Source organism: Simplicispira sp. GW247-4R2A (assembly GCF_059424465.1).
On record NZ_JBWKZM010000001.1, the window covers coordinates 105311 to 124351 of the forward strand.

13 protein-coding genes are annotated in these 19041 nt (G+C 69.2%); 10 read left to right on the plus strand and 3 right to left on the minus strand.

Annotated elements, in window-relative coordinates; translation table 11 throughout:
• Positions 1–71: 71 nt before the first annotated feature.
• The 9 genes from recC (at position 72) to AC07ZH_RS00580 (ending at position 15613) form a co-directional block, all read left to right on the plus strand.
• Complete coding sequence (gene recC, locus AC07ZH_RS00540; RefSeq protein WP_495198098.1) at positions 72–3650, plus strand: exodeoxyribonuclease V subunit gamma; 3579 nt, start codon at positions 72–74, stop codon at positions 3648–3650.
• Positions 3647–7432, plus strand: a complete 3786-nt coding sequence (recB, locus tag AC07ZH_RS00545) for an exodeoxyribonuclease V subunit beta (protein WP_495198099.1) — start codon at positions 3647–3649, stop codon at positions 7430–7432. Before recC ends, recB begins: the two co-directional genes overlap by 4 nt.
• Complete coding sequence (gene recD, locus AC07ZH_RS00550) at positions 7429–9474, plus strand: exodeoxyribonuclease V subunit alpha (RefSeq protein ID WP_495198100.1); 2046 nt, start codon at positions 7429–7431, stop codon at positions 9472–9474. Before recB ends, recD begins: the two co-directional genes overlap by 4 nt.
• Positions 9475–9509: 35 nt before the next feature.
• A complete protein-coding gene (locus tag AC07ZH_RS00555; protein ID WP_495198101.1) occupies positions 9510–9869 on the plus strand; it encodes a DUF2946 family protein in 360 nt (119 codons plus the stop codon).
• A gap of 79 nt (positions 9870–9948) precedes the next feature.
• Positions 9949–12282, plus strand: coding sequence for a TonB-dependent receptor (locus tag AC07ZH_RS00560; protein ID WP_495198102.1), 2334 nt, complete (start codon positions 9949–9951; stop codon positions 12280–12282).
• Between the two features lie 10 nt (positions 12283–12292).
• Positions 12293–12847, plus strand: a complete 555-nt coding sequence (locus AC07ZH_RS00565) for a YcnI family copper-binding membrane protein (RefSeq protein ID WP_495198103.1) — start codon at positions 12293–12295, stop codon at positions 12845–12847.
• A gap of 20 nt (positions 12848–12867) precedes the next feature.
• Entirely contained in the window at positions 12868–13377 is a 510-nt protein-coding gene (locus AC07ZH_RS00570) for a copper chaperone PCu(A)C (RefSeq protein WP_495198104.1), read from the plus strand.
• A 90-nt stretch (positions 13378–13467) separates the two neighbouring features.
• Positions 13468–14334, plus strand: a complete 867-nt coding sequence (locus tag AC07ZH_RS00575; RefSeq protein ID WP_495198105.1) for a PhaM family polyhydroxyalkanoate granule multifunctional regulatory protein — start codon at positions 13468–13470, stop codon at positions 14332–14334.
• A gap of 46 nt (positions 14335–14380) precedes the next feature.
• Positions 14381–15613, plus strand: a complete 1233-nt coding sequence (locus tag AC07ZH_RS00580; RefSeq protein WP_495198106.1) for an FIST signal transduction protein — start codon at positions 14381–14383, stop codon at positions 15611–15613.
• A gap of 68 nt (positions 15614–15681) precedes the next feature.
• On the opposite strand, the gene AC07ZH_RS00585 is transcribed toward AC07ZH_RS00580, so the two are convergent.
• Together AC07ZH_RS00585 and AC07ZH_RS00590 are read right to left on the minus strand one after the other, a co-directional pair.
• Positions 15682–16176 carry a YXWGXW repeat-containing protein gene (locus tag AC07ZH_RS00585; RefSeq protein WP_119109332.1) on the minus strand — a complete coding sequence of 165 codons (495 nt, stop codon included), beginning with the start codon at positions 16174–16176 and terminating at the stop codon, positions 15682–15684.
• Positions 16177–16489: 313 nt separating this feature from the next.
• Positions 16490–16954 carry an Lrp/AsnC family transcriptional regulator gene (locus tag AC07ZH_RS00590; RefSeq protein WP_495198107.1) on the minus strand — a complete coding sequence of 155 codons (465 nt, stop codon included), beginning with the start codon at positions 16952–16954 and terminating at the stop codon, positions 16490–16492.
• A gap of 92 nt (positions 16955–17046) precedes the next feature.
• Between AC07ZH_RS00590 and AC07ZH_RS00595 the strand changes: the two genes are divergently transcribed.
• Positions 17047–17667 carry a LysE family translocator gene (locus tag AC07ZH_RS00595; protein WP_495198108.1) on the plus strand — a complete coding sequence of 207 codons (621 nt, stop codon included), beginning with the start codon at positions 17047–17049 and terminating at the stop codon, positions 17665–17667.
• Positions 17668–17673: 6 nt separating this feature from the next.
• On the opposite strand, the gene AC07ZH_RS00600 is transcribed toward AC07ZH_RS00595, so the two are convergent.
• On the minus strand, positions 17674–18846 hold the full coding sequence (locus AC07ZH_RS00600) for a saccharopine dehydrogenase family protein (RefSeq protein ID WP_495198109.1): 1173 nt from the start codon (positions 18844–18846) through the stop codon (positions 17674–17676).
• Between the last annotated feature and the right edge of the window lie 195 nt (positions 18847–19041).

Consider the following 19041-nt stretch of genomic DNA (forward strand, 5'->3'; position numbering starts at 1 on the left):
GGCTTATAAATTCCTAGCTCAGATGAAGCAGCGCCTGTCGCGCCTGCTTGATAGGCCAGAATCGGTGCTGTATGCCTGACACCGCTGCGGCCCCACGCTCTCCTGTCCAGTCTGGCCTGATCGCCTTGCACGGTAACCGTGCCGAATGGCTGGCCGACGCGGTCCTCGAATGGCTTTCGCAGCACCCGCTCGCGCCGCTTGAATCCGAAATCGTGCTGGTACAAAGCAACGGCGTGGCCGAGTGGTTCAAGATGGCGCTGGCCGGGCGCGCCGGGGTGTGCGCGGCGGCGCAGGTCGAATTGCCCGCACGCTTTCTGTGGCGCAGTTACCGCCAGGTGCTGGGCCCGGCCGCGGTGCCGCCGCGCTCGGCGGTGGACAAAACGGCGCTGATCTGGCGCCTGCTGCAGCAGCTCCCTGACTTGGTTGCGCAGCCTGGCTTCGAGCCGGTGGCCGGGTTTCTTCGCGCTGGCGAACCCGATCGGTTGTGGCAGCTCGCCGGGCGGTTCGCGGATTTGTTTGATCAGTACCAGGTCTATCGCCCCGACTGGCTGGGCGATTGGGCACAGGGCCACGACAGGCTGGTACGCGGCCAGGGCGCTGCGCTGCCAGTGCCTCCTGAGCAGCTCTGGCAGCCTTTGCTCTGGCGTGCCGTGCTGGGCGGCCTGGGCGAAGCGGAGCGCGCCGCCATTCGGCCGCAGATTCACCAACGGGCGCTGGCCGCGCTGCGCGCTGGCGAGCCCTTGGCTGCGTCGCTGCCGCGCCGTGTGGTGCTGTTCGGCATGACCCATTTGCCGCTGCCAGTGCTCGAACTCCTGGCGGACCTGTCGCGCTACAGCCAGGTGCTGATGGCCATCCCCAACCCCTGCCGCTTTCACTGGGCCGACGCCATTGACGGTCGCGAGCTGCTCGCTGCGGCGCGTCGGCGCCACCCGCTGCGCGGCGGGGTCGATCTGGCACAACTGCCCATCGAGAGCCTGCACGCGCACGCCCACCCGCTGCTCGCCGCCTGGGGGCGCCAGGGGCGAGACTTCGTGCGCCAGCTCGACGCCTTCGACGAGACCGCCACTGCGCAGGCACGCCTCGGTATGGCGCGCGTGGACTATTTCGACGAAGCGGACGATGGCCCCACCCCACCGCTGCTGCTGCAGGTGCAGCAGCGCATACGCGACCTGGTGCCGCTGGCGGAGCACCCGCCCACAGTGCTGGCGGAGGATGACCGCTCCATCGTCTTCCACAGTGCCCACAGCGCGCTGCGGGAGGTCGAGGTGCTGCACGACCAACTGCTCGATCTGCTCGCCCACCCGCCGGGCCACCAGCCACTGGCGCCGCGCGACATCGTGGTGATGGTGCCCGATATCGAGCGCTTTGCCCCGGCCGTGCGGGCGGTGTTTGGCCAGGTGCCGCAGGGCGATGCGCGCTACATCCCCTGGGGGATTGCCGACCTGGGTGCGCGTGCCAGCCATCCCCTGGTGGGGGCGCTTGACTGGCTTTTGCAGGTGCCCCAGCAACGTTTTGCCATGAGCGAACTGCGCGATCTGCTCGACGTTCCGGCAATTGCGGCGCGCTTTGGCCTGGCGGCCGACGGTGTGGCCCAGCTCGCGCAGTGGATGTCGGGCGCCGGTATTCGCTGGGGCCTGGACGCCGGGCAGCGTGCAGGCCTGGGCCTGCAGGCCTGCGGCGCGCAGAACACGGCATGGTTCGGGCTGGAGCGCATGCTGCTCGGCTACGCCGTGGGCAGTGGCAGCTTTGGCGGCATCGAGGCCTGGGACGAGGTGGGCGGGCTCGACGCCGAACTCGCCGGCGCGCTGGCCGCCTTGCTCGCACGGCTCAGACATTGGCTCGAATCCTGCCAGGGGCCCACCGATCCCACCGTGTGGGCGCAACGCTTTCGCGCGCTCATGGCCGATTTTGCCAAGCCCGTGGGCGAGGCCGATCGCCAAGTGCTGCAGGCGCTCGAAGCCGCGCTCTCCGACTGGCTTGCCGCCTGCGAGGCAGGCGATTTCGCCGGCACGATCCCGCTGGAGATCGCGCGCTCCGCCTGGATGCAGGCACTCGATGAACCCCAGCTCGCCCAGCGCTTTCGGGCCGGCGGCGTCACTTTTTGCACGCTGCTGCCGCTGCGCGCCATCCCGTTCGAGGTGGTCTGCCTGCTCGGCATGAACGACGGCGACTACCCACGCCGCAGCCCGCGCAGCGACTTTGACCTGATGGCGCTGCCCGGCATGGCGCGCCCTGGCGACCGGTCGCGCCAGAGCGACGACCGCCAGCTCATGCTCGAAGCCCTGCTCTCGGCACGCCGCATGCTGTTGGTGAGCTGGACCGGCCGCAGCGTGCGCGACAACAGCGAACAGCCGCCCTCGGTGCTGGTGTCCCAACTGCGCGACTACCTGGCCGCTGGCTGGGGCGAAGAGGCCGTCAAGGCGCGCACCACCGAGCACCCGCTGCAGCCCTTCAGCCGCCAGTATTTCGAGGGCGACGCGCGCTGGTTCACCTACGCGCGCGAGTGGCGTGCCGCGCACGAGGCCGCTGCGCCGGGCCAGCCGGATGCGGCCCTGCGCCCGGCGTCCCCCTTCGCGTCTACGCCCCACATCGCCACGCTCGCGCAGCTCAGCGCCTGGCTGCGCCACCCGGCGCGTGCTTTTTTGCGCGAGCGACTGGCGGTGGTGTTCGAGCCGCCCGAGCAAGAGGTGGCCGACGATGAGAGCTTTGCCGTCGCGGGCCTGGAGCAGTACCAGATGGCCGAGGACACGCTGGCCGCGCTCGACGCCCGCACAGCGGTGGGCGACCCCGCCCCGCTGGACGCCATGCTGGCCGACGCCCTGGAAGGGCTGCGCCGCGCGGGCCGCCTGCCCATGGCTGCGCTGGGGGCCCGCGCCCAGCACATGCTGTTCGACACCCTGCTTCCCGTGGCCGAGGCCTGGCAGCAGCAGTGCGCGCTGTGGAGCGTACCGGCGCCGCGCCTGCGGGTGGTGTGGGAATCGTTGGATGCTTCTGATTTGGTAGCTGCTAACGCATATGGAATAAGCGCTAGAGGCCATTTAGACCTAAAAAATGCAGCGCCTGCCGCCCTGGAAGACTGGATCGACTCCCTGCACCGCGCAGCCGACGGGCGCGTCGCCTTGCTGGGGCGCACGGTCTCGCGCGTGCTTGCCAAGGGGAAAGGGCCGGCGCGGGCGCGGCCCGAGAAAATGCTGGTCTGGTGGCTGCGCACGCTCGCGGCGGCCGCCTGTGGCGCCCCGGTGGAAGGGGTGCTCGTCGCCGGTGATGCGGTGGTCTGCTGGCCGCCCATGGAGCAGGCAACAGCACAGCAGACGCTCACGGTCGTTCTGGGGCTGTGGCAGCAGCAGTGGCACGCCGATGCGCCGCTGCCCTTGCCGCTCGCCACTGCGCTGGCCCTGGTGAGCGAGCGACCCGCCCAGGCCGCGTACGAAGGCTCGGGGTCGCGCCAGGGCGCGCCGGGTGAAGTCAAAGACCCGGAGTGGGAGCGCTTCTACCCCGACTTCGAGGCGCTCGCCGCCGATGGGCGTTTCGAGGCCCTGGCGCTGCTGCTGCACGCGCCGCTGGCGCGATGGGCGGCCGAGGCGCTCCAGATCACACCGCACACCACCCTTGCGCCCGGCGATGGCGATGACGCGGAGGAAGACGAATGAGCCCCTCCGCCGACCTTGCCACCCACAAGCTCGACCCGCTGCATTTTCCCTTGCACGGCAGCCGCCTCATCGAAGCGAGCGCCGGAACGGGCAAGACCTGGACCATTGCCGCGCTCTACCTGCGCCTGGTGCTGGGCCACGGCGGCGAGGCCGGCTATGCCCGGCCGCTGGCGCCGGCCGAAATTCTGGTGATGACGTTCACCCGGGCGGCCACGCGGGAGCTCTCGGGCCGCATCCGCGCCCGGCTGGCCGAAGCAGCGCGTGTGCTGCGCGATGAGATCGATCCCACGCCAGACGATGCGTACCTGGCCGCGCTGCGCGATGCGTACGCGCCCGGCCCCGCACGCGCGCAGGCCGCCTGGCGCCTGGCGACGGCCGCCGAGGGCATGGACGACGCGGCAGTGCAGACCATCGACGCCTGGTGCCAGCGCATGCTGCGTGAGCACGCTTTCGATAGCGGCGCGCTGTTTGACGAAGAGCTCGACGCCGACGAAGCCACCCTGCGCGCCCAGGCGGTACACGACCACTGGCGCCAGCAGGTGTACCTGCTCTCGCCCGAGCTTCTGGAGCGCGTGCTGGCCGTGTGGCCCGACGTGGACGCCCTGGCCGCCGATGCGCGCGCGCTGGAAACGGTGGCGCTGGCGCCCGGTGCGGGCGAGGGCAGCGTCACCGATTGCCTGGCCCGCGCCGATGCACGGCACGCGGCAGCCGTCGCCGGGCTCAAGGCCGGGTGGGCCGAGCGCGCCGACGCACTGGCGCTGTGGGTGCAGACCGAGCTTGCCGAGCGCAAGACCGCCTGGGACTCGCGCAAGCTCTCGTCCGTCACCGCTTGGCTGCGCACGGTGGCCGACTGGGCCCGCTCCGACGGGGTGGAGCCGCTCACGCTCACCAAGACCGCCACCGAACGCCTGTGCCGCGAAGCGCTGCTGGCCTTGCGCAAACCCGATGCGCCGCCGAGCGAGATTCCGCCCGACTTTTCTGCCATCCCTGCGCTGCTGGCTGCGCAGCAGGCTCTGCCCACCCCCGAGATTGCGCTGCGCGAGCATGCTGCCGCGCGGATTGCCGAGCGCCTGGCCCACCTCAAACAGCAAAGCGGCAGCTTTGGCTTCCACGACATGCTGGTGCGGCTGGACCGCGCACTCTCGGGGCCGCGCGGCGATGCCCTGCGTGCGCGCATCCTGGCGCAGCACCCGGTGGCGCTGATTGACGAATTCCAGGACACCTCGCCGCTGCAGTACCGCATCTTCGAGCGCCTGTACCAGCCGCAGGCCAACGACCCGGCGACGGCGCTGCTGCTCATTGGCGACCCCAAGCAATCGATTTATGCCTTCCGTGGTGCCGATATCTACAGCTACCTGGCCGCGCGCCGCGCCACCCGCGGCCGGCACGCCATGCTGGACACCAACTACCGCTCCACCCAGGTGCTGGTGGAGGTGGTCAACCACTGGTTTGCCCGCGCGGAGGAGCGCCCTGGCGCGGGGGCCTTTGGGTTTCGCTCCGGCGAAGTGGCGGGGGACATGGGCGAGAGCGCCGCGCTGGAAGCCGACCCGCTGCCCTTTGTGCCGGTGGGCGCCAAAGGGCGCAAGGAGCGCCTGGTGACACGCGCGGGCGCATTGCCCCCGATGGTGCTCGCCCACGCCCTGGAGCCCGCGGGCGCGCCGGTGCAGCGCCAGCGCTTTGCCGCACGCTGCGCCGAGCAGATTGTCGATTGGCTCAACGACCCGCAGGCGGGCTTTGCCGAGGAAGGCGAGCCGTTCAGGCCACTGCGCCCCGCCGACATCGCCGTGCTGGTGCGCAGCGGCACCGAAGCCCAGGCCATGCAGCGTGCGCTGCGCCGCCGGGGCCTGGCCTCGGTGTATTTGTCGGACAAGGACTCGGTGTTCAAGGGCCCCGAAGCGCGCGACCTGCTCTGGTGGCTGCAAGCCGTGGCCGAGCCGCGCGATGCGCGGCGCCTGCGCACCGCGCTGGCGAGCGCGACGCTGGATTTGCCGCTGGCCGAGCTTGAACGCCTGGCGCAGGACGATGCGGCGCTGGAGGCGCGCAGCGAGCAATTGCGCGCGTTGCAGGCGCTGTGGCAATCGCAGGGCGTGCTGCCCATGCTGCGCCAGACGCTGCACCAGTTCGGCCTGCCCGCGCGCTGGCTGCGCGAGGCCGGTGGCGAGCGGCGCCTGACCAACTTCCTGCACCTCGCCGAACTGCTGCAGACCGCCAGCAGCACGCTCGATGGCGAGCAGGCGCTGGTGCGCTGGCTTGCCGGCCAGTTGCAGCAAGCGGGCGCGGCCGCCGACGAGCAGATCGTGCGCCTGGAGAGCGATGCCGACCTGGTGCAGATCGTCACCATCCACAAAAGCAAGGGGCTGGAATACCCGGTGGTCTGCCTGCCGTTTGCTTGCTCCGTGCGGCCGGTGAAGAAGCAAAAGCGCAACCCCGCCGTGGCGCTGTCGGATGCCGCGGGCGTTCGCACGCTCCAGCTTGCGCCCAGCGATGCGCAATGGCAGCAGGCCGAGTGCGAACGCCTGCGCGAAGATCTGCGCCTGTTCTACGTGGCGCTGACCCGCGCGCGGCACGCGCTCTGGCTGGGCTTTGCCGCCATCAGCGAAGGCAAGTCGGCCAAGACCAGTACCCACCGCAGCGCGGCCGGCAGCGTGCTGGCCGGAGGCGAGGCGCGCTCGCCCGAGGAGTGGCTTAACGAACTGCACGACCTGGCGGACGCACAGCCAGCGATCAGCCTGGAAGCGGTAGAGGAGGGCGCCGCGCCTTGCACCGCCTTTGTTCCACGCGGCGGCGTGCGCGCCTTGCAGGAGGGCACGGACTACACCGCCTGGTTCGACCGGCATTGGGGCATCGCCAGCTTTTCCCAGTTGGTGCGCGGCCTGCCATCCGCCGGCCCGGAGCAGGCGCTGCTGCCCACGCACCGCGCCATGCCGGCGGATGATGAGGCGCCGGTGCCGGACGATGCCGAACGCGCCGAACGCGCCGAACCCGGCAGCGCCACGCTGGCCAAGCGCCCGCGCGGCAGTACGGCCGACCTGTTTCCCGAGCCACCGGCGCTCTGGCACGGCTTTGCACGCGGCACGCTGGTGGGCAACTTTTTGCATGAGCAGCTCGAATGGCTCGCGGGCGAAGGCTTTGCATTCGCGCCCGATGGTCCGGTGGCCGCGCGCCTGCGCCGGCGCTGCGAGCGCTCTGCCTATGGCGCGGTGGCAGACGAGGTGCTGACCTGGCTGGCGGCGGTCGTGGCAACCCCCTTGCCGCCGCTGGGCGTGCCCCTCGCCGCGCTGGCCACGCGCCTGCCGGAGATGGAATTCTGGCTGCCCGCCCAGCGCTTGCCGGCGCAGGGCATCGACGCGCTGTGCCGCCAGCATCTGCTGCCCGGCCTGCCACGCCCGGCCCTGCCCGAGCGTGCGCTGCACGGCATGCTGATGGGCTTTGCCGATCTGGTGTTCGAGCATGGCGGGCGCTACTGGGTGCTGGACTACAAATCCAACTGGCTGGGGCCGGACGCCCAGGCCTACGCTCTGCCCGCCCTGGAGCAGGCCCTGGCCCAGCACCGCTACGACGTGCAGGCTGCGCTCTACCTGCTGGCGCTGCACCGCCTGCTGCGCGCGCGCTTGGGCGCGCACTATGCCCCGCAGCAGCACCTGGGCGGCGTGCTGTTGTACTTCCTGCGCGGCATCGACGGGCCGGCCAGCGGCGTGGTGCAGCTTGCGCCGCCGCTGGCGCTGCTGGATGCGCTCGACGCGCTGCTCCAGACGCCCGTGGCAGGCGAGGTGCACCCATGAGCACGACCGACCTGGGCATGGGTGAGATGCCCCAGATTCCGGGAGTGCCCGGCCCGCGCGCCGCCACCCTTGCCGGCTTGCGCGCCCTGGCCGACGCAGGCTGGCTGCGCCAGCTCGACTGGGCGCTGGCACAGTTCATGGCCCGGCTCGACCCCGACGCTGCACCCGAGCTGTTGGTGGCCGCCGCCCTGCTGGCACAGTTCGAGGGCCGTGGCCACAGTTGCCTTCCGGTGAACCTGCTGTGCGTGCGGCCGCTTGCCTTGCCGGGCTGGCCGCCAGCGGCTCAGGAGGCGCTGGACGCGTTGTTGCGCGGCCTTTCCACCGACCCCGCCCACTGGATGCAGGCGCTGCGCGCCAGCCACTGCGTGCAGGACGCCGCCCGCGCGCCGCAGCAGGGTGCCCAGCCGGACGGTGGCACCCCGCTGGTGCTCGCCGGCCCGCCCGAGGCGCCGCTCCTGTACCTGCGGCGCTACTGGCATTTCGAGCAAGCGGTGGCGCAGCAGTTGCGTGCCCGCGCTGCCGAGCCTATCGCGGTGGACACCGCGCTGGCGCGCCACTGGCTCGACCGCTTGTTCGACCCGGCGCCTGCTGGCACCTGCGACTGGCAGAAGCTCGCCTGTGCCATCGCCTTGCGCTCGCGCCTGGCCATCGTCACGGGCGGCCCCGGCACCGGCAAGACCTACACCGCAGCCCGCCTGCTCGCCGCGTTGCTGGCGGTGGACAGCACGCCCGAGCGCCTGCGCGTCGCGCTGGCCGCGCCCACAGGCAAGGCGGCAGCGCGCTTGCGCCAATCGCTGGAGACGGCGCTGGCGGGTTTGCAGGCGCGGGCGGGCGATACCCTGGACCTGGCCGGCTTTGCCACGCGCATCGGTCCGGCGCGTACCCTGCACGCGCTGCTGGGCGCCCGCCCAGGCACGCGGCGGCTGCGCCACCACGCGGCGGCGCCGCTGGATGTGGACGTGCTCATCGTCGATGAAGCCTCCATGGTGCACCTTGAAATGATGGCTGCGCTGCTCGCCGCGTTGCCCGCCCACGCCCGCCTGGTGCTCCTGGGCGACAAAGACCAGCTCGCCTCGGTTGAAGCGGGGGCCGTGCTGGGCGACCTGTGCCAGGGCGCGGAGCAGGGCCATTACGACGCGGGCACGGTGCGCTACGCCCAGGCGGCAGCCGGCGTGGACATTCCCCAGGCGCTGCGTGCGTTGGCGGTGCCGGTGCCGCTGCTCGCCGCGAACACGGTCGTGCTGCGCGAGAGCCACCGCTTTTCCGGCCCCATCGGCGCGCTGGCGCTGGCCGTCCACGCAGGGGACGGCGCGCGTGCGGCGGCGCTGTTGCGCCATGACGCCAGTGGCGCCCTCCATTCGTTGGAAGGTGCCGAGCCCCAGGCCGCCGTGGACCTGGCGCTCGCCGAGGGGCCCGCGCCGAGCTACCGCGACTACCTGTTGCGGCTTGGCAGCCGGCCGGTGGCGGACGATGCGGCAGGGCACGCTGCCTGGGCCGCCAGCGTGCTCGCCGCCTTCGAGCGCTTTCGCTTGCTGTGCGCGGTGCGCGAAGGCCCCTGGGGTGCCGAGGGGATGGCGCGCGCCATCGAACGTGCGGCGCGCGAGGCGCGGCTGCTTGGCGGCACCGGCCAGTGGTACGCCGGGCGCCCGGTGCTCGTCACACGCAACGACGCGGAGGCCGGCGTGTTCAATGGCGATGTGGGCCTGGCCTTGCCGGCTGCGGGGGGCGCCGGCCTGCGCGTGTTTTTTGCCGATGGCCCGAGCTTGCGCTCGGTCAGCGTGGCGCGGCTGGCGCATGTGGAAACCGCGTTCGCCATGACGGTGCACAAGGCGCAGGGCTCGGAGTTCGAGCACACCGCGCTGGTGCTGCCGCCGCACGCGGGCGCCTTGCTTTCGCGCGAACTGGTCTATACCGGCATCACCCGCGCGCGCCAGATCTTTACGCTGGTGGCGCCGCGCGCCGGGCTGCTGGCGCAGGCGGTGCAGCTGCGCACCCAGCGCGCCAGCGGCTTGCAAGACCTGCTGCGGCGCGAAGCCGGATGAGCGTTCGGCAAGCGCGCCGCCTACAATCCCCGTCCATGCAAACCTTGCGCCGCTTTCGCGCTCTCGCCAGCTTCATGCTGGTGTGGTTTGCCATGTCCATCGGCGTGGCGACGGCGTCGCCTTTCGTTCACCCGCAATCGGCGCAGCTGGTGTGCTCGGCCAGCGGCGACGTCAAGCTGCTGGTGCTGGGCGACGATGGTACGCAGACGCAGCGCGGGCATACGCTTGACTGTCCGCTGTGCGTGCACTTTGGCAGTGCCGCCCCGCCGCCTGCGCCCATCCGCCTGCCGCAGGCCCTGCGGCTGGCCCATGCCCTGCTGCCCATTCCCGCCGCGCACATTGCGGCGCGCACGGCCGCGCCGCTGCCGGCGCGCGGGCCTCCGCTGTTCTCCTGAAGTGCTATTGCAACCGTAGCTGCTTGCCCAATAGGGATAAGCGCTGGCGGTCGTTTTCATTGGTTTCAGGAGTGTTCCCATGCGCAGAAATCGCGTGGCCATGGCGCTTGCCGTGGCCTTTCCCTTCAGCCTGAGCGCGTATGCCCAGGCCAACGATGCCCCGACCAAAGAACTGGGCGTCGTCACCATCACCGGTGGTCAGCCCACCTCGCTGCCGACGCAGATTCCCACCACCATGGAGGGTGTCACGGGCGAGCAGATTGAGCAGGGCATCAACGCCACCGACAGCGAGGACGCGCTCAAGTACTTCCCCAGCCTGCTGGTGCGTAAGCGCTACATCGGCGACTACAACCACGCCATCCTCTCCAGCCGGGCCTCGGGCACCGGCAACAGCGCGCGCTCGGCGGTGTATGCCGACGGCATCCTGCTGTCGAACTACCTGGGCAACGGCATCGGCGGCCTGTCGTTTCCGCCGCGCTGGGGTTTGGTGACGCCCGAGGAGATCGAGCGGGTCGATGTGATGTACGGGCCGTTCTCCGCCGCCTACCCCGGCAACTCGGTGGGCGCGGTGGTCGATTACGTCACGCGCATGCCCACGCACTTCGAGGCCCACGCCAAGATGGGCTACGTGTCGCAGCCTTTTGAGCTCTACGGCACCAACACCACAACCCGCAGCTGGCAGGCCAGCACCTCGGTGGGCAACAAAAGCGGCGACTGGGCCTGGTTCCTCAACTTCAGCCACACCGACAGCGAGGGCCAGCCGCTGACCTTTGCCACGCGCACCCTGGCCAGCGGAACGCCCGGCACGGCCGGCACACCGGTCACCGGCGCGGTTCCAGGTTTGAACAGCGCCAATGCCACCTGGTGGATTCTGGGCAGCGGCACGGCGTACACCACGCAGCAGGACCACTTCAAGGCCAAGCTGGCCTGGGACATCACGCCCACCTTGCGCGCCGCCTATACGCTGGGGGTGTGGCAAAACCAGTCGCAGGGGCGGCCGGTGTCGTACCTGCGCGATGCCGCGGGCCAGCCGGTCACGAGCGGCGCCATCAACATCGGCGGGCGCAGCTACGCGCCGCTGACCGGCAGCGATTTCGCGCTGACCAACGAATCGCTCCTGCACACCATGCACGGCCTGTCGGTCAAGAGCCATACGCAGGGCGTGTTTGACTGGGAAGTGGCGGCCAGCCTCTACGACTACGGCAAAGACCAGAAGCGCCAGAACAGCGCCGCCAACCCCCTTCCCGGTGCCGCGTCCGGGGGGGCGGGCACGCTGGCAGACGGCAACGGAACAGGCTGGAACAACCTGGCACTCAAGGGCATCTGGCGCCCGGGCGGCATGCAGGGCGCCCACATCGTCGATTTCGGCTTCCAGCAGGGCAGCTACCAACTGGACTACCTCACCTCCGCGATCCCGGGCAACTGGCTGCAGGACGGCCCCGGCGCGCGGGTCAGCGAGGTGGGCGGCAAGACGCGCTTGCAAAGCCTGTACGCGCAGGATGCCTGGTCGTTCGCGCCACGCTGGAAGACGGTGCTGGGCCTGCGCGGCGAGCGCTGGAGCGCTTACGACGGCAGCACCGCCATTCCGGGCGCCGCGCCCGCCATCGACACGCGCTGGGCCGAGCGCAGCGAGACGCACTTCTCGCCCAAGGCGGCGCTCTCCTGGCAGTGGCTGCCGGACACGGTGCTCAAGGCCTCGGCCGGCCGGGCGGTGCGCTTTCCGACAGTGAGTGAGCTGTATGGCGCCACCGCCACCGCGAATGCGCAGTACATCAACGACCCGAACCTGCGGCCGGAAAAATCCTGGACCACCGAGCTGAGCGCGGAAAAAGACCTGGGGAGCAGCCTGCTGCGCCTGACCTTCTTCACCGAGGACACGCACGACGCGCTCTACACCCAGACCACGCTGGATACCGTGGCCAACCGCAACGTCAGCCGCGTGCAGAACGTTGGCCGCATCCAGACAAAGGGATTGGAACTGGCCTGGAGCGGCAGCGACGTGCTGCGCCGCGGCCTGGACCTGAACGCCAGCGTCACCTACGCCGATTCGGTCATCAAGGACAACGCCGGCTTCGTCACGGTGCCGGGCGACACCATCGGCAAGCGCCAGCCCAATGTCGCCAAATGGCGCGCCAGCGCGCTGGCGAGCTACCGCTGGAACGAGCGCTGGAGCACCTCGGTGGGCGCGCGCTACAGCGGCCCGCAGTTCCGCACCCTCGACAACAGCGACGTGAACGGTTTTGCCTACATGGGCGTGAGCAAGTTCTTCACCGTGGACCTGCGTGCCCGCTACCGGATCGACAAGCACATGGTGGCGTCCTTCGGCATCGACAACGCCAACAACTACCAGTTCTGGAATTTCCACCCCTATCCGCAGCGCAGCTATGTCGCGGAACTCAAGATCGACCTCTGAAAGAACCACCATGCCTTCAAAAACTCTCAAATTCATAGCTGTCAGCGCTTTACTGGTAAGCGCTAGCGGCGTTTTTAACCTTGCAAATGCGCATGTCACGCTGGAATACCAGGTGGCCAATGCAGGCAGCAGCTACAAAGCCACGTTCCGCGTCGGCCACGGCTGCGGCGCATCGCCCACGCGCGAGATCGCCGTCACCATTCCCGCCGGCGTGGAAGGCGCCAAGCCCATGCCCAAGCCGGGCTGGACGATTGCCATCGAGCGCGAGAAGCTGGCCCAGGCGCGCAGCGACCACGGCAAGACCATCACCGAGGAAGTGCGCCGCATCCGCTGGAGCGCCAAGACGCCAGCGGACGCACTGCCCGGCGATTTCTACGACGAGTTCGTGCTCCAGGCGCACCTGCCCAGCCAGGCCGGAACAATCTACTGGCCGGTGGAGCAAATCTGCGAACAGGGCCGCATGGACTGGACCGAGGTGCCCACGGCAGGCCAGAAGCTGCACGACCTCAAATCCCCCGCGGCTGCGCTGGAGCTGCTGCCCGCAGCCGGCGGCCATTCGCACTAAGTTTTTCACAGGAGCCCACGATGACTATGCAACGTTTCACCACCTCCCTGCTGTTTGCCGCCACTCTGCTGGCCGGCCATGCCTATGCCCAGGGCGCGGCTCCGGCCGCCGTCGATGGCGCCTGGGCACGTGCCAGCGTGCAGGGCCAAACGAGCTCGGGTGCATTCATGCGCATTACCGCTAGCGAGCCTTTGCGCCTGCTGCGTGCCGAGACGCCTGCTGCTGGCCACGCCGAAGTGCATGAGATGAAAATGGATGGTGGCGTCATGAAAATGCGTGCTTTGCCGGAGCTCGATCTGCCGGCCGGCAAGGCGGTCGAGCTCAAGCCCGGTGGCTACCACATCATGCTGATGGACCTGAAGGCGCCGCTGGCCAAGGACACGCAATTGCCGCTGACCCTGGTGTTCAAGGACGCCAAGGGCGAGGAGCACCGCATGGAACTGCAGGTCCCGGTGGCCACCATGCCCCCTGGCGCGCACGGCGGCCACGCCGCGCCCATGGCGATGCCCATGCCCACGCAGAAGAACTGAGCGCCGCATTACCGCTGTGGGCGCCCCCAGCCGGGGCGCATTGGAGTAAGCTGTCCGCACACCTCTTAACCCTCCACAGCGGAAGCAACCATGAGCGATTCAACCCCCTTTGGTTTTGGCAAATTCGTGCCGGGCTTCGATTTCCTGCAAGGCCTGGCCAAGGGCGCTGCAGGCAACATCCCGCAGCTGCCCCAGCTCTCCAACTGGGTGGCGCCGACCCTCAGCGTCGAAGAGTTGGACAAGCGCGTCGAGGAGCTCAAAGCCGTACAGTTCTGGCTGGAGCAGAACTCGCGGGCTCTGGCCGCCACCATCCAGGCGCTGGAAGTGCAGAAGATGACCCTGGCCACGCTCAAGGGCATGAACTTCAGCATGGGCGACGTGGCCAATGCCTTCAAGCTCAAGACCGCCGATACCGTGATGGGCGGGGTGCACAAGGCGGGTGAGGGCTTGGCCCAAGCCGCGCAGATGGTCAGCGGCGTGGCATCCCGCGCGGCCGACGCGGTTCGCCCCTCGGCGGACGAAGCAGCGCCCGAGGCCGCAGGCTCCGTGCACGGCGGCACGGACAAGAAGGCCCCTGCAGGCAAATCCAAAGGCAAGGCCGAAGCCACCAGCGTCATCGACCCGATGCAGTGGTGGGGCGCGCTGACGCAGCAGTTCCAGCAGATCGCCAGCTCGGCCATGAAGGACGCTGCGCGCCAGACGGCCGTGGACGCCGCGCGCAACGTGGCCACCGGTCTGGCCAAGGACGCTCTGAAGACCGCCACCGGCATGACCGCGCAAATGGCGGCTCAGGGCGTCAAGAGCATGCAGGCCGCCACCGGCCGCACCAAGGCGGCCAGCCCCCGCAGCGCGGCCAAACAGCCCGTGGCTGCGAAGAAGGTGGCCAAGGCGACGGCAAAAAAACCTGCACCGCGCAAGGCGGCGGCGCGCAAAACCTCGGCCCGTAGCACGCGCTGAAGCCACCAGCGCGCAGCGCTGGGCACCTTCTTTGGCGGGGATCTCGATGAAACTGTTTCCAACCGGCCACGCCACCCATCCGCAAGCCCGCATGGCAGCGCTGATGGCGCTGGCCCAGGTGCGCGCGCAGATGGGCGCGCCTGGATATGCGTCGGCACCCACGCTGGGCCTGCTCTACATCACCGACCACTACGCCGATCAAGCGCAGGAAGTGCTCGACCTGCTGGCCGCCGAGCTGCCCGAAATCACCGACTGGAGCGGCACTGTGGGCGTCGGGGTCTGCGGCGGCAGCGCCGAATACTTCGACCAGCCAGCGCTGGCGCTGATGCTGCTGGAATTGCCGCCCGACCAGTACCGCGTGTTCTCCGGCGTCGCGCCGCTGCCCTGCAGCGGGGTGGGCGGGTTTTCGGCGCAGACGGCGCTGGTACATGCCGATGGCGCCGCGCCTGAGGTTGCGGCGCTGGTGGCCGAATTGGCCGACCGCACGGCGAGCGGCTATTTGTTTGGTGGTCTGGCGGCCAGCCGTGGCGCCAGCGTGCAATTTGCCGTGGGTGGCAACGGCAACCTTGCCGGGCAGGGCGCCGCCAGTGGCGTATTTACCGGCGGCCTCTCGGGCGTGGCCTTTGGGGCCGGCGTGGCCCTGATCTCGCGCGTCACGCAGGGCTGCCAGCCCGTCGGGCCGGTGCACCGCATCACCGAGGCCGCCGACAACGTGGTGCTGGCGCTGGACAACGAGCCGGCGCTCGAGCGCCTGCTCGATACGCTGGAGGTCTCGCTTTCAGGCGATCCGCAGCAGGCCATCGAGCGCGTGCGCGTGACGCTGGCCGGTCTCATGGACGACGAGCGTTCGGGGTCCGCACCGGCGTTGCGCAGCACCGGCCATTTCGGTGCCGAAACCCGTGTGCGGCACATCATCGGGCTCGATGGCACGCGCCACGGCGTAGCCCTCGCAGAGCGTGTGGAAAGCGGCATGCGCCTGGCGTTCTGCCAGCGCAACGTGCAGGCGGCGCGCGCCGATCTGACGCGCATCTGCGCCGAAATCCGCGAGGAACTGGCGCCCGAAGGTGCGGCGCCCACCCACGCCATTGCCGGCGCGCTTTACGTGAGCTGCTCAGGCCGTGGTGGCCGGCATTTTGGCGGTGACAGTGCGGAACTGCGCATCGTGCAGCATGCCCTGGGCGATGTGCCGCTGGTCGGGTTTTTTGCCGGCGGTGAAATCGCGCACGCCAACATCTACGGCTACACCGGCGTACTGACGGTGTTTCTCGCACAGCGGTAACGAAAAAGCGCCCCAACCGCGAGGGCTGGGGCGCTTTGCGTGCAGCAAGGCCGCAATGCCGGCGGCGCTTAATTGCGGCGCGGGTCGTTTGGATGCCGGTCGTTGCGGTTGCGCACGCCGTCGCCATCGCGGTCGCCGTCCCGGTTGTTGCGCAAGCCGTCGCCGTCCATGTCGTGGCGGTTGTAGCGGTTGCGCATGTCGTCATGGTCGCGCATACCGGGACCGCGGCCTTGCCAGCCGCCGCGCTCAAAGCGCCAATCGCCGCCGCTCTGCACCCAGTGAGGTTGCATGTAGGTGTAGCCGGGGCGCATCTTCAGCCAGTAGCCATTGATCCAGTGGTAGCGTGCACCGCGCCATTCCCAGTGACCTTCCACCCAGACTTGGCCGCGCCGCATGCCAGGGCGCTCGATGACGCGTGGGGGCGGTGGTGGTGGCAGGTTGCGGTATTCGAGGGTTGGACCGGACTGGATGATCACAGTGGCCTGGGTGGCAGCCTGCGCCGGCGCCAGGCTGGCGAGGGCAAGGGCAGCCACAGCGGCGGCGGTGGTGAGAGGGCGGTGCATGAAGGTTCTCCTGGGATACGGCTCACGGAAAGCCAATATCGCCATGATGCGGCCTGCTTGTCAAATGTCTGTAGGGCAAGCGTGAAGTTGTGTGTAGGTGGGTGACCGGTTGCGCGCGAACGCGCGCCTGCAGGAGACACGAGAGCAGGCCCTCAGAACGTGTTTACGATCTCCCAGGGGCCGCGTTGGAGCGAAATCGGGCGATTGGACGCCCCGGCTGCTTGCATGGGCATGAGCCCATGCGGCGCATCCGAAGCATCCACTCATCCCGATTGCGCTCCAACGCGGCTCCTGCGAGATCGTAAACACGTTCTCAGCGTGCAGGCCGCGCCAGCCCGCGCCGCTCGATGGGCGTGGAGAACACGATGGAGGTGCGTGTTTCGCCATAGCCGTTGATGCCGGCGAGGAAGCGCTCCAGGTCTTGCAGTGAGGTGGCGACGACCTGCATCACATAGGAATCCTCCCCCGCCACATGGTGGCATTCCAGCACCTCGGGCAGCTCGGCGAGCCTGTCCAGCAGGGCGCGCTTGCCCGGTTGCGGCACATGGATGCCCACGATGGCGCGCACCCCGTAGCCCACGGCGGCCGGTTCCACCTGTGCCTGGTAGCCGCGGATCACACCGGACTCCTGCAGTCGCTTGAGGCGCTCGGCTGTGGCCGGCATGGATAGGCCCGTGGCATCGGCCAGCGCCTTGAGCGGTGCCCGGCCATCGGCCTGCAGGGCCTGCAGTAGCAGCCAGGCCTTGTTGTCGAGCTGGATCGGTGAATGTTTTGTCATTGCCAATTCTTGCCTTGAAAAGAACGGCATTCAAGCTGTTCGGCCGAATTTTCTGGCTGTTGTCATGCGCCGTCTCTGCCTACCATGGCGAGATGGTTTCCAAGGTATTTGTGTTGTTTTCTGAGGCTCTGTGGGTTGGGTTCTCGATCGCTGCGCCAGTGGGGCCCATCGGCCTGCTGACCATCCAGCGCACGCTGGAGCGCGGTATGCGTGCCGGCCTGGCCACGGGGCTCGGAGCGGCCACGGCGGATGCGCTGTATGGCGCACTCGGGGCACTGGGCACGCGCTTTCTGATCGATGCGCTGGTGGGCGCGCGAACCTGGCTGGCGCTGGTGGGTGGGCTGGTGCTGTTGGGGATGGCCTGGCGCGTGGCACGCCAGCCCATGGCCCGGCAGGCGGCAGTCGTGGCCACGTCCGGCGATCTGTTGGGGTGTTTTGTCGGCACGCTGGCGCTCACCCTGTCGAACCCGGTCACCATCCTGTCGTTCATCGCCATCTTCGGCGCCATGGCCGGTGGGGCCCGGACCGTGGCGGTGCTGCCCATGGTGGCGGGGGTGTGGCTGGGCTCGGCGCTGTGGTGGCTGCTGCTGACTGCCATGGTGGCCCGTTGGCGCGCGCGCCTGGATGAGACCTGGCGCCAGCGCATCCAATGGAGCTCGGCGGCCCTGCTGGCAGGCTTTGCGCTCTGGCAGTGGTGGGGGCTGCTCCGCTAAGGCGGTTCAGGCTGGCTCGACGGCGAATGTCAGCCCGGCGTGGGCCTGCAGCCGGTCGATCAGCGGCTGTCCCAGTGCAGGGGCCGTGGTCCAGATACCGCCCGGTGTGCTGGTGGCGTCCTGCAGCAGGCACACGGCCGCCTCGGCAATCATCTTGGAGGTTGAGCCGTAGCCCGGGTCGCGGTCGCCCTGGACCGCCACGCGCAGTTGGTGGCCCTCGGCGTCCATCCCCAGGAAGAGCACGTCGTAGAACCCCGCCTCGCGCTCCTCGCGCGAAGGGCCTTCGCCCGGCCTGGGGCCGCTGTCGGAGCCAAGCGACTTGTCGGCGGCCACGGCGTTGGCCATCGCTTCGCCCTTCTCGCCCGTGCCGGTCACCAGCATCTCGTCGTACACAAAGTCCGGCCCGTAGCGGTGCCCCGTCAACAAGTTGGAGCGGTGGATATTGCGCGTGTTGATGGCGGCCATCACGAACGGCGCTACCCACATGCCCAGCGCCTCGTCCACCATGGGTTTGTTGCCCGAGGGTTGGCGCGGGCCTTCAAAGCCAGGGGTGAGCGAGAAGGGGTTGCGCAACAGCTCCAGCACGCCGGGGTCCGCGGCGGCGGCCATGGTGGCTTTCAGGCTGGCGGCAGTCCCGCCGGAGAAGGTGCCCTTCATCTTGCGCACGCGTCCGCGCACGCGGCTGGCAGGGTGGCCAAAGCGCGCATGCATCGCGTTCTGCAGCATCCATACGCCCATGTCGAACGGTATGGAATCAAAACCGCAAGAGAACACAATGCGCGCGCCGCTGGCCTTTGCCGCACCTTCGTGCGCATCGATCATCTGGCGCATCCAGGCCGGCTCGCCGCACAGGTCGACATAGTCCACGCCCGCAGCCGCGCAGGCCGCCACGAGTTCACTGCCGTAGAGCTGGTAGGGCCCCACCGTGGTCAGCACCAGCCGGGTCTGCTCCATCAGCGCCTGCAGGCTGGCGGGGTCGCTGCTGTCGGTCAGCACCAGGGGCGTATCGGCTGGCGCGCCGATGGCGTCGCGCACCGAGGCAAGTTTCTCTGCACTGCGCCCGCCCATGGCCCAGCGCAGACCGCTGCCTGCTGGGTAGCGCTGGAGCAGATACTCCACCACCAGCCGGCCGGTAAAACCGGTGGCGCCGTGAACGACAAGATCAAAAGCTTTGGCCATGGAAAATACCTCTGAGTGCGATGGCGGCATTGTGAAAGACGGCGCGCTGCCCGCCTGTCGCGCAGGCGTAGGGGCCGCCGCCGCTGGGGCGGGTCAGATGAAAAGGTAAGAAAAAATAGAAGAAAATAGCCTCCAGCGCATACAGTGGTTGCGCGAACAGCTATCGAAAATATAGTAATTCCATCAGGAAAACGA

Coding starts and splice junctions, on each gene's coding strand:
- recC (WP_495198098.1), top strand. CDS start 72: ATGCCTGACACCGCTGCGGCCCCACGCTCTCCTGTCCAGTCTGGCCTG.
- recB (WP_495198099.1), top strand. CDS start 3,647: ATGAGCCCCTCCGCCGACCTTGCCACCCACAAGCTCGACCCGCTGCAT.
- recD (WP_495198100.1), top strand. CDS start 7,429: ATGAGCACGACCGACCTGGGCATGGGTGAGATGCCCCAGATTCCGGGA.
- AC07ZH_RS00555 (WP_495198101.1), top strand. CDS start 9,510: ATGCAAACCTTGCGCCGCTTTCGCGCTCTCGCCAGCTTCATGCTGGTG.
- AC07ZH_RS00560 (WP_495198102.1), top strand. CDS start 9,949: ATGCGCAGAAATCGCGTGGCCATGGCGCTTGCCGTGGCCTTTCCCTTC.
- AC07ZH_RS00565 (WP_495198103.1), top strand. CDS start 12,293: ATGCCTTCAAAAACTCTCAAATTCATAGCTGTCAGCGCTTTACTGGTA.
- AC07ZH_RS00570 (WP_495198104.1), top strand. CDS start 12,868: ATGACTATGCAACGTTTCACCACCTCCCTGCTGTTTGCCGCCACTCTG.
- AC07ZH_RS00575 (WP_495198105.1), top strand. CDS start 13,468: ATGAGCGATTCAACCCCCTTTGGTTTTGGCAAATTCGTGCCGGGCTTC.
- AC07ZH_RS00580 (WP_495198106.1), top strand. CDS start 14,381: ATGAAACTGTTTCCAACCGGCCACGCCACCCATCCGCAAGCCCGCATG.
- AC07ZH_RS00585 (WP_119109332.1), bottom strand. CDS start 16,176: ATGCACCGCCCTCTCACCACCGCCGCCGCTGTGGCTGCCCTTGCCCTC.
- AC07ZH_RS00590 (WP_495198107.1), bottom strand. CDS start 16,954: ATGACAAAACATTCACCGATCCAGCTCGACAACAAGGCCTGGCTGCTA.
- AC07ZH_RS00595 (WP_495198108.1), top strand. CDS start 17,047: ATGGTTTCCAAGGTATTTGTGTTGTTTTCTGAGGCTCTGTGGGTTGGG.
- AC07ZH_RS00600 (WP_495198109.1), bottom strand. CDS start 18,846: ATGGCCAAAGCTTTTGATCTTGTCGTTCACGGCGCCACCGGTTTTACC.